The following is a 14,263-nucleotide window of genomic DNA, read 5'->3' as shown; positions in this document are numbered from 1 at the left end:
CCTCGCTCAAACGTCCAGCAAGACATCGCCCTGTTCCACCTGCACGGGCACCGTGCGCAGACTCTCGCCTTTGCAGGGACCGCCAATGCACTCGCCGTTATCGACGTTGAAGCATGCGCCATGCGCGGCGCAGACCAGCATGCCCTTGGAGATCAGGAATTTGCCCGGCGCCCAATCGAGCCGGCGACCGGCATGCGGGCAGATATTGAGCCAGGCGTTCACGCGCGCTCCCTGGCGCAGCAGGATCACGCTTTCTTCGCCCTCGGGCAGCGAGACATCCAGCGCCATCGCCTCGCCGTCGGGCATGTCATCGAGCCGGCACAGGCGGCGGGGAGAGGTAGCTGTATCCATCGGCACTTGCCTTGGAGGCCCTAAGGCCTCATCGTTACGCGTGTAAGTCATTGATTTTACCATACGGATTTTTAACATGCGCATCGTTCTTCCCTTGATGCATCGCCGTCGCAACCCGCTGGCCCAGGCATTGTCCCTGGTGCTGGGCCTGCTCGTCATCGGTGTTTTGATGGTGTTCGGGCTGGTGGTAGGGGGCGTGCTGATGGTGGGAGGTGCGCTGTGGCTGGTTTGGCGCCAGTGGAAGCGCGCCGGCGTGGCGCGTCCCGCCGAGCGTCAACCTGAAGTGCTGGAAGGCGAGTACGTGGTGGTCCATTCGTCCCGCCCGGTCGCCCACCATTGATGCCCGCGGGCCGGCGCAAGATTCGGATAGCAGCCGGCAGCCATCATTCATAAGCTGAAGGCACCCCTCCCCGGATGCCGCCATGCGCAACTCTTCTCTCGCCACCCTTGAAGCTCCGCTGGAACGTGTCCGCGCGCTGATCGAGCGTGCGATCGAAGCACCGTCGCTGACGACCCTGGCCAGCGCTGCCCAGCTCAGCCCCAGCCATCTGCAACGCGCGTTCCGTCGCCGCTATGGCATGAGCCCGGCCGAATACCATCGCGCCCGCCGCTTCGGCCAATTCAAAAAAGCATTGCGCAAAGGCGCGGCTGTCGCTGACGCGGTCTACGACGCAGGCTTCGGTTCCGGCAGCCGCGTCTACGAACATACCAATCGTTTGCTCGGCATGACCCCCGCAAGTTACCGGGCCGGTGGCGCTGGCGCAGACATTCACTACACGACCGTCAGCACTCCCCTGGGACAGTTGCTGGTTGCAGCGACGGCCAAGGGCATTTGCGCCGTGACGATCGGCGCGACGGACGAAGAGCTGGAGCGGCGCCTGGCTGACGAACTCCCCAAGGCTTCGCGCGAGCGCGTCGACAACGGCCGCGAGGAATGGCTGGACGCCGTCATTGCACGCATTGCCAGCGAATTGGGATGGAGCGATCGTGCCGCACCGGACATGCCTCCGCTGGACGTTGCCGCCACCGCCTTTCAATGGCGCGTATGGGACGCACTGACACGCATCCCCTCGGGCACCACCAAGAGCTATGGCGAATTGGCAGCAGAGCTGGGTCAGCCAGGCGCAGCACGCGCCATCGGCCAGGCTTGCGGCAGCAATCGCCTGGCGCTGCTGGTGCCTTGCCATCGCATCGTACGCGAAGACGGTTCACCCGGCGGCTGGCGCTGGGGCGTGGAACGCAAACGCGCCTTGCTCGCTCACGAGCAACGCGAAGCAAGCCATCCGTCGCTCAACGAGAAAGCCTGAAGCCAGCCAGACGCTGCACACTCCGCGCCCCGGCGACATCCGGGGCGCGGAGCTTTTGTTTCGCGTGGACAGCGCTCACCACATCACGACGACGAACAGGGTACCGCTCAGAGCCGCCGGCGCCAGACCTTTGCCAGCCATTCAACGCAGTCTTGCAATACCTGCGCTACGGCAAGCCCTCTCTTCCGGATATCGTAAACGCGGACTACAGCATCTCTATCGATGACCGACACGACCACCCAAGCGATCGACACTCCTGCTCAAGATCAAAACAAGGCTGGCGCCTGGGTGCCGCTGTCGATGTTCGCGCTGTACATCATCTGGGGCTCCACCTATCTCGGCATACGCCTGGCCCTGCAGAGCTATCCACCGTTTTTGCTGGCCGGCGTCCGCTTTGCCATTGCCGGCCTGCTGATGTTCGGCTATTTGCGCTGGCGTGGCGCCGCCATGCCCACCGCGCGCCAATGGCGCAACGCTGCACTGACCGGCGTACTGCTGCTGGGTTTCGGCAACGGCCTGGTTTGTTATGCGGAAGAAAGCGTGGGTTCGGGCATCTCGGCCGTGGTGGTCGCCAGCATGCCGCTGTTTGCCGCACTGTTTACCGGCCTGTACGGTGAATGGCCAACGCGTCGCGAAACGCTGGGCTTGTTGATCGGCTTTGTCGGCGTGGTCGTGCTCAACTTCGGCGGCTCGCTGTCCGCTTCTCACATCGGTGCCATCGCCTTGCTCACGGCAGCCATGGCGTGGGCCTTCGGTTCGGTGTGGAGCCGCCGCCAGGACATGCCCAGCGGCATGATGAACACCGCCACGCAGATGCTGTGCGGCAGCTTTGCCTTGCTGCTGGCAGGATTCCTCGGCGGCGAAAAATTTCCTGCGCACCCGACGCTACATGCCACCCTTGCGGCGGCTTACCTGGTGGTGTTCGGATCGCTCATCGCTTTCAGTGCCTACCTGTATGTGCTCAAGCATGCACGCCCCGCACTCGCCACCAGCTATGCCTACGTCAACCCGCCGGTGGCCGTGCTGTTCGGGGTGATGCTGATGGGCGAAAGAGTCGGCCCCTATGACGTGGCCGGCATGGCGATCATCCTGTTTGGCGTCATCATCATTACCCTGGTAAGGCAACGGCGCACGCGCTGAAAACCGGAAAGGAAGCCCCGCGTGAAAGCCGATATCAGGCTGCCACGTGGGACGCCGCTGGCAGCTGGTTCGCAGCCGACGATTTCAGCGCGGCAACCAGAATGCGCACCGCCTCGCGCGTGCGCGCATCGGCGGTGCGGTTGTAGAGCATCACCTCGGTCAGCGGCAGCCTGGGAAGTCCCAGGCGCTCGCCGACGTCTGCCATGCGCGGCGGACAAAAACGACGCGGCAGCGGCGCAATGGCAAGCCCCGCCGAAGCGGCCGCAGCCACGGCCGGAAGTCCTCCGCCAACGAAGACTTCGGTCCACGCCACACCCGCATCGTCCAGCGACTTGAGCGCCATCGCGCGCACGGTGCAAGGGGCCGCCAAAGAAGCGATACGCAGTGGCTCATCGGGATGCTGCTCCCAATCGGGCACCGCAAACCAGCCATAGGGTTCCGCGAACAAGAGCTCGCCATCGGCGCGCGCGCTATCGCGGCAGACGACGGCCACGTCGATCTCGCCACGATCGTAGGCACTCAGCAAATGATAGGAAGCGGCAATTCGCACCTCGATGCACAACGAGCGGTCATACGCGCCTACCTTGGCCAGCAATGTCGGCAACTCGGTACCCGCAGCCTGATCGCTGATACCGATGCGCAGGCTCATGCGCGGACTCACTCGACCGTTCACGGCCCGGTCGTGCGCGTCGAGCAGCACGCGAGCCGCCGCCAGGAATTCGGCGCCTTCAGACGACAGCCTGACCTTCCGCGGCGTGCGTTCCAGCAGTCGGCGACCCAGGCGATCTTCCAGCCGCTTGAGCTTCAGGCTTACCGCCGATTGAGTGGTTTCCAATGCCTCGGCGGCACGGGTGAAGCTGTTGAGATCGGCCACCAGCACAAAGGCCTGCACGGCATCGAGATCCAGCGGACGGGTCAACGATTCATTTTGATTAGTCATGATTGAAATATCCAAGCATGAGTTTTCATTATCTTAGGACAGGACTAGCATCTTCGCCAGACTTGCTTGATCCCCTCCTCCCCAAGGAGTCCCACCATGAACACGCATCACGCCGCGGGCGACCCGCGACGCTGGTTGGCTTTACCCATCTTGCTGACCGGCGCCTTCCTGCCGCCGCTGGATTTCTTCATCGTCAACGTCGCGCTGCCATCTATTCGCGCATCGCTGAAAGCCAGTTCGGCGGAGCTGCAATTTGTCATTTCAGCCTATGCGGCGACCTATGCGGTGTTCCTGATCACCGGCGGCCGCATGGGTGACCTGTATGGGCGCCGGCGCATGTTTCTGTTCGGCATCGCCGGCTTTACGCTGGCTTCCCTGCTGTGCGGATTCGCCTGGTCGCCGCAAATATTGCTGGTTGGGCGCATGCTGCAGGGCATGGCCGCCGCCGCGCTGGCGCCACAAGTGCTGGCATCGATTCGCGTGATGTTTCCTCCGCACGAGCAATCGCGCGCACTGGGCCTGTATGTGGCCACGTTCGGCATCGCCGCAACACTTGGGCAATTGCTCGGCGGCGTTCTCATTTCCGGCCATTGGCTGGGGCTGGGCTGGCAGTTGATCTTCCTGGTCAATCTACCGATAGGTCTCGCGGCGCTCATCAGCGGCTTTTGCCTGTTGCGCGAATCCAACGAGACACGCGCGCCAAAGCTCGATCTAGGCGGCGTGTGTTCGTTGTCGTTGGCGCTCGGGCTGCTGATCTACCCATTGGTCGAGGGACGTGAACAAGGCTGGCCGGCCTGGACCTATGCCATGGTGGCCGGATCACTGGCAATGTTCGGCGCATTCGTACGCTATGAAGCCCGCCTGGCCCGACATGGCGGCTCGCCCCTGATCGATGTGCAGCTGTTTCGCGAAGGCGACTTCTCGCTAGGCATTCTCGTCACGCTTGGCTTTTATCTCACTTCCGCCTTCGTCCTCACCTATGCGGTCTATCTGCAAAACGGACTGCAACGAAGCGCTCTGCAGGCAGGGCTGGCTACGGTGCCTTTCACTGTCGGCTATTTCTGCGGGTCGATAGTCGCCGCACGCGTCATCGGCATGCTTGGTCACCGCACACTGCCACTGTCGTGCGCGTTGCAGGCAACCGGCTTTGCGATGGTGGTGGCGGTGGTTTCGCATCACCTGGAACGTGATGCGCTATTCCCTGGACTTGCGCTTGCCGGCCTTGGATTCGGCGTCGCCATGCCGGCGTTGATCCGGGTGGTGATCAGCAGCGTGGAAACACATCACGCCGGACTGGCTTCGGGTACGGTGATCACGGCTTTGCAAATCAGCGCCGCGCTGGGTGTAGCGATTATCGGCGGCGTGTTCTACGGCGCGCTGAAAGGACAGGAAACAGCGGGGGCCTACGCGCACGCGTTTGCGGTCAGCCTGAGTTGCAACGTTGTCGCATTGGCCATTATTTCACTGCTTTCGCTGGCCCTTGGGCGCAAGCCCCAGCGAGGCTTGCGCGCGACCGTGACGAGCATGGAGTGAGAAAGACGATGGGAGCGCAGGCGTAACTGCGCTCCCATCCTCTTACAGTTCGCGCAAGGCGGTGGTTACCGGCAACCTCGCCGCCCGCAACGCGGGGAACAAGCCGCCGACGAAACCGATCGCCAGCGCCCACTTCAGTCCTTCCCACAACAGCTCCGGCGTCACCCTGAAGGTAAAGGCGAGCTGCCCGGTAGTGCCTGACGCCAACGTGGAAGCCGTCCATCCGTTGAAGATCAACCAGGCCAGCAGGCCGCCGATGATGCCGCCGAGCAGTGCCAGCAACGTCGTTTCCAGCATCACTGCCACCACTACCGGCACACCACGAAAACCGATGGCGCGCAGCGTGGCAATTTCCCGCGCTCGAGCGGCCACGGCGGCAAACATGGTGTTGAGCGCGCCGAAGATGGCACCGATCGCCATGATCGAACCCACGGTAATGCCCATGATGCGCATCACTTTGCTCATGCCTTCGGATTGCTTGCTGAAGTAGTTGAGCGTGGAATCGACATCCACCTGCAAGCGCGGATCACCCGCCAGCGCCGCCTTGAACGTGTCCATGGCCTTGGCGTCGGTGAGCTTGGCGAACACCGAGGTGCGACTGCTGCCGCGCCGGTAGGTTTCCGCAACCACGTCGGCATCGCCCCAGATTTCCGAATCGTAGGCATCGCCCGATGCGAACACGCCCACCACGGTCCAGGCTTGCGCGCCGAGCTTTACTTCGCGCCCCGGCTCGAGACCCGCGAACTGGCGTTGGGCACCCTGCCCGACCACCAGCTCGCGCATACCGGTACGGAACGCGCGACCCGCAATGATCTTGGCGGTGGGGCGCAACGCCCATGCCTGATCCCCCACGCCGCGCACCTGCACGCTGCCTTCGTCATCAGGGCCGCCGCCCTTCACGGGCAGATTGGCCGCCACCACGATCTCGCCCGACGCAATAGGCTTGCCTTGCTTGTCGCGCGCGATGCCAGGCGCTTGTTCGATCACCAGGATGCTGTCGCGGGTCAGCACCGAACTCACTTCGCTGGCTGATCCGCCGCGCAAGACGATGGCCGTATCTTCGCTGCCGGTTTTGCGCAACGTTTCGCTATAGCCTTCGCCCATCGCCAGCAAGGCCACCAGCACGCCGACCACGCCGGCGATGCCGATCACCACGACCGAAGAGGACCCCAGTCGCTGTTTGAGCGTACTGATGCCTACGCCGGTGACGGACGCCGCCTGCCGACCACGCCGGAAGAACGCCATCCACCCGACGAACACCAACGCCAGCGCCAGCACGCCATACCAGGGCAGATTCGCCCATACCAGCAGTGCCACGATCAGGATCAGCAGCACGAACAGGTTAAATAGAAATCTCATGATCACGACTCCTGTCACCGGCCGGCCAGTGCATCGACAATGTTCAGGCGCATGGCGCGCCATGCGGGAATGACGCCCACCACCCCACCAATCGCCACCATCAGCGCGATACCCAGCATCCAGCTGTTCACCCCCACCGTAGGCAGATTCAGCATGCCGCCGCTACCGGCGCTGACAAAGGGAATCAGTACCGACGCCAGCCCGATGCCGATTACGCCGCCGAGCAGCACCAGCAACACCGATTCCGCCAGCACCATGACCAGCACACTGGTGTCGGAGAAGCCCAGGGTTTTCAGCACGGCCAGTTCCGACGTGCGCTCGCGCACCGCCTGCATCATGGTGTTGCCGGTCAACAGCAGCAGGGTGAAGAACACCGCGCCCATGATCGAACCGACGATCAAGCCGATGTCAGCCAATTGCTTCATCCACGAAGCCGTGGCGGCCGCTTCGGTCTGCGTTCGGGTTTCGTGGTCGGAATTGGCCGATATCGCATCGATGGCCTTGGCAACCTGGTCGGCCTGGTTGACGTCGTTGACGCGCGTCACGTACCAACCGACGTGGCCGTCGTTGTACCCCTTCATCACGGCATCGTCGAAGTATTTCCAGTGCATCAGGATCATCTGGCCATAGAAGGCCACGCTCTGCTCCGTAGGATGCAAAACGCCGACGATGTCGAACGTCCAGTTCTTGCTGCCGTCCTGCTGCGGGAAAATATTCGACTGCAACGGAATCTTGTCACCGATTTTCCAGTGATATTTTTCCATCAACTTCTCGCCGACCAGGATGCCCGTGCGCGTATTCAAGTACGCCTTGCGCGCCTCGTCGGTGACTTGCACTTCCGGATACTGGTCGATGTAGTTGTCGCTTACCGCAAACGTGAACACCTGGTTGTGCGGATCCTGATACGCCCCGCCGAACCAGTTGGCGTAAGCCACCGACTTCACGCCGGGCACGGTGGCGATCTTCTCGCCCAGTCCCTGCGGCAAGGTCTCGATGAAGGACAGCTTCGATCCGGTTTGCAGGCGCTGTGCACCGTTGGCGCTTTTGCCTGCCTGATCGAACGAAGTACGTACCGCATCGAGCATGCCGAACAACAGGAAGGCCGCAATGATCGATACCAGGGTGAGTACCGTGCGAGTCTTGCGCCGAAACAGCGCTGCCCAGATCAGATGAAAGTATTTCATCACTGTCTCCTCAGGCGATCGCCTGCTCGACCAGCGTGCCCTTGTCCAGATGCAGTGTCTGGTCCGCGTATTCGGCCGCCTTGGGATCGTGCGTGACCATCACGATGGTCTTGCCGTGTTCGCGATTGAGCTGGCGCAAAAGGCCCAGCACCTCTTCGGCGGACTGTCGATCCAGGTCACCCGTCGGCTCGTCGCAAACCAGCAGGCTGGGATCGGAAACGATCGCCCGCGCAATCGCCACGCGCTGCTGCTGGCCGCCTGACAGTTCGGCCGGCTTGTGCGAGGCGCGCTCGGCCAACCCCACCAATTGCAGGGCTATACCCGCGTTCTTGCGCCGCTGAGCCGCCGACAGCTTGGTCAGCAGCAACGGCAGCTCGACATTCTTCTGCGCGGTGAGCATCGGCATCAGGTTGTAGAACTGAAACACGAAGCCGACATTCGTGGCGCGCCAGCGCGCGAGATCTCCGGCACTCAGCTTGTCGATGCGCTGATCGCCCACGGTGATGCTGCCGCCGGTCGGCGAGTCCAGGCCGCCGACCAGGTTCAGCAAGGTCGTCTTGCCCGAACCAGAGGGCCCCATCAACGCAAGGAAATCGCCCTCTTTGATGTTGAGGTTGATGTGATGCAGCACTTCGACTTTCTGCCTGCCACGCTCATAGACTTTGGAAAGATCGCGGATCTCGATCAAGGTACCCATAGCTACAGCCTCCCGAGTGGATCGCTAACTCCGGCGCATCAGGCACCGGCAGTGGTTCATGGTGAATGGGGTTGTACGCTTACATCCGAGCCGTCGTGCAAGGCTGCCGGCGGAGACAGCACCACCTCGTCGCCCGCCTGCACCGACGCGGGAATCAGGCGCATCTCGCCGTATTCCTGCGCAGACGGCTGCACGGACTGTTGCCGCACCTTGCCATTGGCGACGATGAAGACACTGTCGCCGCCATCGCGCTTGACGATCGCTTTGGCCGGCACCAGCACGCCTTTGGGCGCTTGCGTGACCACGGCGGGCTTGGCCTCCAGGAAAGATACGCGTACGCCCATGTCGGGCACGATGCGCGAATCTTTCTTTTCCATGGCAACGCGCACTTTCACCGTGGCCTTGCCGCGATCGGCAGCGGGCACGATGGCAATCACGTGCGCGGGAATCTTCCAGTCCGGATACGCATCGAGTACGGCTTCGGCCGGCATGTTCGGCGTGACCCGGCCGATATAGGCTTCGTTGACGTCGACGTCGACTTCCAACGAATCCATGTCCACGATGGTGCCGATGCCGGTGCGCGTAAAGCCGCCGCCGGCGGAGAACGGCGAAATGATTTCACCGACTTGCGCATCCTTGGTGGTAATGACCCCATCGAAGGGTGCGCGCACGGTGCAATAGTCGAAATTCACCTGCGCCTGCACCGCATTGGCATCGGCGGCGGCAGCCTGCTTCTGTTGCGAGACGAGTTGCGCACGCGTGCTGTCGGCCAGCGTTCCCGCCTGTTCGGCCGCTTGCTTGGAAACCAGGCCCTGCTTGGCGAGCGCTTCATCGCGCGCAGCATCGCGCAGGTTTTGCGCAAGCTGCACCCGGTATTGATCGACCAGAGCGTGCGCGGCCTTCGCCTGCGCCACCGCAGTGTCGAGCGCCGCCTTGTAGGCGCTGTTGTCCAGACGTGCCAGCACCTGGTCTTTCTTGACCCGGTCACCTTCCTCGATCAGCACTTCAGTCAAGGTACCGGTGATCTGCGCGGACACGGTAGCCTGGCGGCGCGCAGTAACGTAACCGGTGGCTTGCAGCACCGCTCCCGCTGACGGATCGCTGCCCACCGTCACGGCGGTCGCCGTGCTTACGGGGATCGCACGATGCGATGACAACCACCAGCCGCCGGCAGCGGCCGCCAGCACGATGATGGCGATAACGCCCACCACCCACGTCCAGCGCCCGGGGCCACGGTTGTCGTGCTCTTCGCGTTGATGGCGCTCAATGCGCAGTTCCTTCAATAGATCGGCGTTGTTCACGCTTACCCCTCATCCTTCCTTCCCAGTGGAGCGCACGATAATAGGTCGAGCTTACTGGCACCATGCTCGCGCATCAGCCTTTGTCGATGACAGCTGTCACATCTAGCGACGGATGAAGTGGTCGGTATTCGACCGGACAAAGTGGTCATTGATGCACGCGACCTGCCGCTGGCACGGTGACAGGCTCCAGCGCGGCGCGTGAAGGCTTGCGCGCCGCTGACGCCTTCGCCTCGAAAACCGGAGCGCTTTGTGCTGAAACTGTCTCTCACCGCCTGTGCTGCGGCCATTTGCCTGATGGCTGCCCCGAAGATGGCGGCCGCAACACCTGCCATGACATCTAATCACGCGTACTGCTCGGCACCAGCCTATCGGCAATTCGATTTCTGGCTGGGGGACTGGGATACGTATCGGATCAAGGACGACAAACCCGGCGACGTTTCGGTGGCACGCAATCGCGTCACCTCGATGCTGGACGGCTGTGCACTGCACGAAGCCTATACGCGAAACGATGGCTACGCAGGCGAGAGCTACACCAGCTATGACGCCAGCCGCAAAGTGTGGCACCAGACCTGGGTGAGCAATCAGGGCGAACTGAATGTCATGGAGGGCACCCAGCAAGGGGATCGCATCGTACTTAGCGGTGAAGTAACCGACGGGCAAGGCGTGCAGTTGCAACGGGTAAGCTGGGAGCCCTGGCAGGGCGGCGTGCGCGAAACCTGCGAAGGTTCGCGCGACGGCGGCAAGACCTGGACCGTGCTGTTCGACATCCTGTTTCGCAAGCACCAGGCATGAAGACGCCCAGACATAGCTGCTAGTCTTGGGCCATGCGCTACGTCATCGATCCGCCCGCCATTCCCAGCCTTCCCGTCATCGGCCGCGAGGAACGTTTCCCGGTCCGCCGCATATTCTGCGTCGGCCGCAACTACGCCGAGCATGCCCGCGAAATGGGCGCCAGCGTGGACCGCTCCACGCCCATGTTCTTCTGCAAACCCGCCGATGCGGTGGTCACCGACGGTGCCGACCTGCCCTATCCCCAGGCGACCGCAGACCTGCACCACGAGGTGGAAATGGTGGTGGCGCTCAAGTCCGGGGGACGCGACCTGGATGCCGCCCAGGCAGCCTCGGCCGTGTTCGGCTATGGCGTGGGGCTGGACCTTACCCGTCGCGACCTGCAAGCCATCGCCAAGACCAAAAGCCATCCCTGGGACGTGGCTAAGGGCTTTGATCATTCCGCGCCGGTATCCGCCTTGCGGGCGGCCACCGAGGTCTACCCCAATGCCGACACCGAAATCAGCCTGGAAGTGAACGGCCAGCTGCGCCAACGCGGCCGCCTCGGCGAGATGGTGCATAGCGTGGTCGACATCATCCAGGCCTTATCGACGCTGTTCGAACTCAAGCCCGGTGACATTATCTTCACGGGCACGCCTGCCGGCGTAGCTGCGCTGCACCGCGGCGATCACTTTCACGCGGCGTTGCAGGGTATCGCCACGCTCGACGGCAAAGTCGTCTGATACGCAATCCGGCGCCTTTCGCAGGCGCCCCCTATTCCCTCATCGCCATTCCTTTTGCATCATGCGTTGGTGGGCCGGCGAGAAGCGGCCTGCTCAAGCAGGTTGTGGACAGCCTGTCGCGGGGGAAAAGCACTTTCTCAATATCCTGACTAACCTCGACACCGCCATCCGGCGTACAAATCGGAGAGACGACAATGGGCATGCTGCAGGAATTCAAGGAATTTGCCGTCCGCGGCAACGTGGTGGACATGGCCGTAGGTATCGTCATCGGTGCTGCCTTCGGCAAGATCGTGACCTCGCTGGTCAGCGACGTCATCATGCCGCCGATCGGGTGGCTCACCGGAGGCATCGATTTCTCGGCGATGAAATGGGTGATCCGGCCTGCCGACAACAGCAATCCGGCGCACAAGATTCCGGAAATCGCCGTCAACTACGGCAGCTTCGTCAACACCATCATCGCGTTCATCATCCTTGCGTTCGCCATCTTCATCCTGGTGAAGGTCGTCAACAAGTTCTATACCAAGGCGGCCGCGGCCACGCCGCCGGATGTGGTCTTGTTGACTGAAATTCGCGATCTGCTGAAGAACAAACAGTAAGCGCAAAAACCGGGCTGCGCGTCAGAAGTCGTGACTTCCGGCCTGAGCGCCGCCCGGGAATCACTCCATAATGAGGGTTCGCAGGGGTTCTGATCGATCCACGACCATGCAGCCGTTTTCCGCCTGCATGCAGGTGCGGTCGTGGCGGCATGGCACGTTGTCGGCTGCATCTTCAGGCCCTCTGCACTTCGCCGGATCATCAGGAGCCACCATGCAACGCCCCGTTCTTGCCCTGCTCACCGCCAGCCTGGTGCTGGCCCATGGACGTGCCTGCGCTGCAGAAGCGCCCACCACCATTCCCGCTGCCGCCGTGCAAACCGCCGAGCAACTGCGCAACGAGGCGATGCACGATGACACCGCTTATCAGGTGGTCAAGTCGCTGACGACGGAAATCGGTCCCCGCCTGGCCGGCAGCGCCAACGATCCGCGCGCACGCGAATGGGCGATCGCCAAGTTCAAGGCCTTGGGTTTCGACAAGGTCTATACCGAGGCGGTGACGTATCCGCTGTGGGTACGCCGCAGCGAACACGGAGCGATCGTGGCGCCTTTCCCGCAATCGCTGACGCTGACCGCCCTGGGTTACTCGCCGGGCACGCCCAACGGCGGGCTTACCGCGCAGATCGTGCAATTCCCGAGCCTGGAAGCACTGAAGGCCGCTGATCCTGGCACCGTGAAGGGCAAAATCGTCTATATCGGCTATCGCATGCATCGCACCAAGGATGGGCACGATTACGGCATCGGCGGAGGCATCCGCGAAGAAGGGCCGCCGACGGCTGCCGCCAAAGGCGCCGCCGGGTTCCTGTTGCGCTCGGCCGGTACCGATGCCGACAGTCGCACGCCGCATACCGGCCTCACCGATTTTCGCGATCCGGCCAAGTCCATCCCTGCCGCGGCCCTGTCCAATCCGGATGCCGACCAGCTCGAACGCGTACTGGCCTACGGCAAGCCCGTCACGGTCAAGCTTGACCTGGATTGCGGCATCGAAGGCCAATACACCGGCTACAACGTGATCGGCGATATCGTCGGGCGCAAATACCCCGACCAGGTGGTCGTCATCGGCGGCCATCTCGATTCCTGGGACCCGGGCACCGGCGCCATCGACGACGGTGCGGGGGTAGCTATCGCCCTGGGCGCCGCCAAATTGATCCACGACCTGCCGCAACGCCCCGATCGCACGGTCAGGGTGATTGCCTTCGCCAACGAGGAAATGGGCCTGTGGGGCGGGCGCGCCTATGCGGAGAAACACGCTGCGGAAGTGGGCAAATTCCAGCTCGGCACCGAATCCGATCTGGGCGCAGGACCGGTGTACCAGATGAGCGCAAGCGTCAAACCGCAAGCACGCGGCGCGATCGAGCAGATTGCCAAGGTGCTCAAGCCGATTGGGGTGGCCTACGACGCAAAGCTCCCGGGCGGCGGCGGATCGGATCTCTCGCAGATGCACCTCAAGGGCATGGCCGCGCTGACGCTCAGTCAGGATGCCACTCACTACTTCGATTGGCACCACACGGCCAACGACACGCTGGACAAGATCGACCCGCAGCAACTCGCGCAGAATGTCGCGGTGTACGCCGTGTTCACCTACATGGCAGCGCAGGCCGACGGCGATTTCGGTTCGGCTCCAGGGGCCTTTGCCGGCGATGGCGCTGGCGATTGAATCCCGCCGCACCATGCCATCAACGTGAAAAAGGCGGCCCATGGCCGCCTTTTTCCGTCATGCCGCCGGCGTCAGTTTCAGCCCTGTTTTGCCACTGATTCGGCGGGTGCCTCGCTCGTATCGAGCGCTTGCAGGTTTTCCTTGATGCGGGTCATCACGTCCATCGCCTGGGACAGCTCCTCATAGGTGACGCCCGCCGTGCACTCGCGGCGCAACTCGTAGGCAATGCGCTCCATGTCGTCAATCACCCCGCTGGCCTGCGCGGTGGTGTAGAGGCGCCAGGCACGCCGGTCTTTCGGATCGGGCCGCCGTTCGACGAACCCTGCAGCTTGCAGGCGATCGATCACGCGACCTACCGCGATCGGCTCCATCTCCAGAAATTCAGCCAGCTCCGTCTGCCGCAGGCCTTCGCGGTGGTACAGCATCTTGGTGGCGCGCCATTGGGCGCGAGTCAGCCCAAACTTCACCGCCCGCCGGTCGAAGTGCTTGCGGAACAGCAAGGTGACGTCATTGAGCAGGTAACCAAAGGAAATGTCTTCCGGGTTTGCCATGATGTGTAGCACTCTGGGTGTTACGTGCCCCAAGCATAAGCCTAAACGGCCTTAAGGTTGCTCTGATCTATTCCACGTACCCGTCACCGCACAGTATGCGCGTTGGGTGGCATCCCAGCGGTGCAGGCAGACTGGCTGT

Annotated in this window: 15 protein-coding genes; 8 read left to right on the top strand and 7 right to left on the bottom strand. The window is 62.7% G+C overall.

Going from position 1 to position 14,263, the window contains the following annotated elements; translation table 11 throughout:
- Positions 1–6: 6 nt before the first annotated feature.
- Positions 7–351: a Rieske (2Fe-2S) protein gene (locus ISS99_RS12060; protein WP_204631867.1), complete on the bottom strand. Its 345-nt coding sequence runs from the start codon at positions 349–351 to the stop codon at positions 7–9.
- Between the two features lie 76 nt (positions 352–427).
- Here ISS99_RS12060 and ISS99_RS12055 point away from each other — a divergent pair, with 76 nt between their 5' ends.
- From ISS99_RS12055 to yedA, 3 genes are all read left to right on the top strand, one after another.
- Positions 428–691 carry a hypothetical protein gene (locus tag ISS99_RS12055; protein ID WP_204631866.1) on the top strand — a complete coding sequence of 88 codons (264 nt, stop codon included), beginning with the start codon at positions 428–430 and terminating at the stop codon, positions 689–691.
- An 82-nt stretch (positions 692–773) separates the two neighbouring features.
- Positions 774–1,658, top strand: coding sequence for a bifunctional transcriptional activator/DNA repair enzyme AdaA (locus ISS99_RS12050; protein WP_204631865.1), 885 nt, complete (start codon positions 774–776; stop codon positions 1,656–1,658).
- 222 nt (positions 1,659–1,880) lie between these two features.
- Complete coding sequence (yedA, locus tag ISS99_RS12045) at positions 1,881–2,798, top strand: drug/metabolite exporter YedA (protein WP_204631864.1); 918 nt, start codon at positions 1,881–1,883, stop codon at positions 2,796–2,798.
- A 34-nt stretch (positions 2,799–2,832) separates the two neighbouring features.
- Here yedA and ISS99_RS12040 read toward each other — a convergent pair whose 3' ends face one another.
- Positions 2,833–3,738: a LysR family transcriptional regulator gene (locus ISS99_RS12040; protein ID WP_204631863.1), complete on the bottom strand. Its 906-nt coding sequence runs from the start codon at positions 3,736–3,738 to the stop codon at positions 2,833–2,835.
- 96 nt (positions 3,739–3,834) lie between these two features.
- On the opposite strand from ISS99_RS12040, the gene ISS99_RS12035 reads away from it, so the two are divergent.
- Positions 3,835–5,271 (top strand): MFS transporter, encoded by a 1,437-nt coding sequence (locus ISS99_RS12035; RefSeq protein ID WP_204631862.1) that lies wholly within the window; start codon positions 3,835–3,837, stop codon positions 5,269–5,271.
- A gap of 42 nt (positions 5,272–5,313) precedes the next feature.
- On the opposite strand, the gene ISS99_RS12030 is transcribed toward ISS99_RS12035, so the two are convergent.
- From ISS99_RS12030 to ISS99_RS12015, 4 genes are read right to left on the bottom strand one after another with little or no spacing between them, the layout of a single operon-like run.
- Complete coding sequence (locus ISS99_RS12030) at positions 5,314–6,633, bottom strand: ABC transporter permease (RefSeq protein ID WP_425490479.1); 1,320 nt, start codon at positions 6,631–6,633, stop codon at positions 5,314–5,316.
- Between the two features lie 11 nt (positions 6,634–6,644).
- Positions 6,645–7,814 carry an ABC transporter permease gene (locus ISS99_RS12025; protein WP_204631860.1) on the bottom strand — a complete coding sequence of 390 codons (1,170 nt, stop codon included), beginning with the start codon at positions 7,812–7,814 and terminating at the stop codon, positions 6,645–6,647.
- 10 nt (positions 7,815–7,824) lie between these two features.
- On the bottom strand, positions 7,825–8,511 hold the full coding sequence (locus tag ISS99_RS12020; RefSeq protein ID WP_204631859.1) for an ABC transporter ATP-binding protein: 687 nt from the start codon (positions 8,509–8,511) through the stop codon (positions 7,825–7,827).
- A gap of 56 nt (positions 8,512–8,567) precedes the next feature.
- On the bottom strand, positions 8,568–9,812 hold the full coding sequence (locus ISS99_RS12015; protein ID WP_204631858.1) for an efflux RND transporter periplasmic adaptor subunit: 1,245 nt from the start codon (positions 9,810–9,812) through the stop codon (positions 8,568–8,570).
- Positions 9,813–10,061: 249 nt separating this feature from the next.
- Here ISS99_RS12015 and ISS99_RS12010 point away from each other — a divergent pair, with 249 nt between their 5' ends.
- From ISS99_RS12010 to ISS99_RS11995, 4 genes are all read left to right on the top strand, one after another.
- Complete coding sequence (locus ISS99_RS12010; RefSeq protein ID WP_204631857.1) at positions 10,062–10,604, top strand: hypothetical protein; 543 nt, start codon at positions 10,062–10,064, stop codon at positions 10,602–10,604.
- A 32-nt stretch (positions 10,605–10,636) separates the two neighbouring features.
- Entirely contained in the window at positions 10,637–11,323 is a 687-nt protein-coding gene (locus tag ISS99_RS12005) for a fumarylacetoacetate hydrolase family protein (protein WP_204631856.1), read from the top strand.
- A gap of 194 nt (positions 11,324–11,517) precedes the next feature.
- Positions 11,518–11,919 carry a large-conductance mechanosensitive channel protein MscL gene (gene mscL / locus ISS99_RS12000; protein ID WP_204631855.1) on the top strand — a complete coding sequence of 134 codons (402 nt, stop codon included), beginning with the start codon at positions 11,518–11,520 and terminating at the stop codon, positions 11,917–11,919.
- Between the two features lie 211 nt (positions 11,920–12,130).
- A complete protein-coding gene (locus ISS99_RS11995) occupies positions 12,131–13,573 on the top strand; it encodes a M20/M25/M40 family metallo-hydrolase (protein WP_204631854.1) in 1,443 nt (480 codons plus the stop codon).
- Positions 13,574–13,650: 77 nt separating this feature from the next.
- Here the strand turns inward: ISS99_RS11995 and ISS99_RS11990 are convergent, their stop codons facing one another.
- Positions 13,651–14,124: a MarR family winged helix-turn-helix transcriptional regulator gene (locus ISS99_RS11990; protein WP_204631853.1), complete on the bottom strand. Its 474-nt coding sequence runs from the start codon at positions 14,122–14,124 to the stop codon at positions 13,651–13,653.
- Positions 14,125–14,263: the final 139 nt, after the last annotated feature.

The sequence above is a fragment of the Dyella mobilis genome (assembly GCF_016904945.1).
GTDB classification, from domain to species: Bacteria; Pseudomonadota; Gammaproteobacteria; order Xanthomonadales; family Rhodanobacteraceae; genus Dyella_B; species Dyella_B mobilis.
The sequence above is the reverse complement of the archived record's forward strand: the minus strand, read 5'-3'. Positions and strand labels throughout refer to the sequence as shown.

Coding starts and splice junctions, on each gene's coding strand:
- ISS99_RS12060 (WP_204631867.1), bottom strand. CDS start 351: ATGGATACAGCTACCTCTCCCCGCCGCCTGTGCCGGCTCGATGACATG.
- ISS99_RS12055 (WP_204631866.1), top strand. CDS start 428: ATGCGCATCGTTCTTCCCTTGATGCATCGCCGTCGCAACCCGCTGGCC.
- ISS99_RS12050 (WP_204631865.1), top strand. CDS start 774: ATGCGCAACTCTTCTCTCGCCACCCTTGAAGCTCCGCTGGAACGTGTC.
- yedA (WP_204631864.1), top strand. CDS start 1,881: ATGACCGACACGACCACCCAAGCGATCGACACTCCTGCTCAAGATCAA.
- ISS99_RS12040 (WP_204631863.1), bottom strand. CDS start 3,738: ATGACTAATCAAAATGAATCGTTGACCCGTCCGCTGGATCTCGATGCC.
- ISS99_RS12035 (WP_204631862.1), top strand. CDS start 3,835: ATGAACACGCATCACGCCGCGGGCGACCCGCGACGCTGGTTGGCTTTA.
- ISS99_RS12025 (WP_204631860.1), bottom strand. CDS start 7,814: ATGAAATACTTTCATCTGATCTGGGCAGCGCTGTTTCGGCGCAAGACT.
- ISS99_RS12020 (WP_204631859.1), bottom strand. CDS start 8,511: ATGGGTACCTTGATCGAGATCCGCGATCTTTCCAAAGTCTATGAGCGT.
- ISS99_RS12005 (WP_204631856.1), top strand. CDS start 10,637: ATGCGCTACGTCATCGATCCGCCCGCCATTCCCAGCCTTCCCGTCATC.
- mscL (WP_204631855.1), top strand. CDS start 11,518: ATGGGCATGCTGCAGGAATTCAAGGAATTTGCCGTCCGCGGCAACGTG.
- ISS99_RS11995 (WP_204631854.1), top strand. CDS start 12,131: ATGCAACGCCCCGTTCTTGCCCTGCTCACCGCCAGCCTGGTGCTGGCC.
- ISS99_RS11990 (WP_204631853.1), bottom strand. CDS start 14,124: ATGGCAAACCCGGAAGACATTTCCTTTGGTTACCTGCTCAATGACGTC.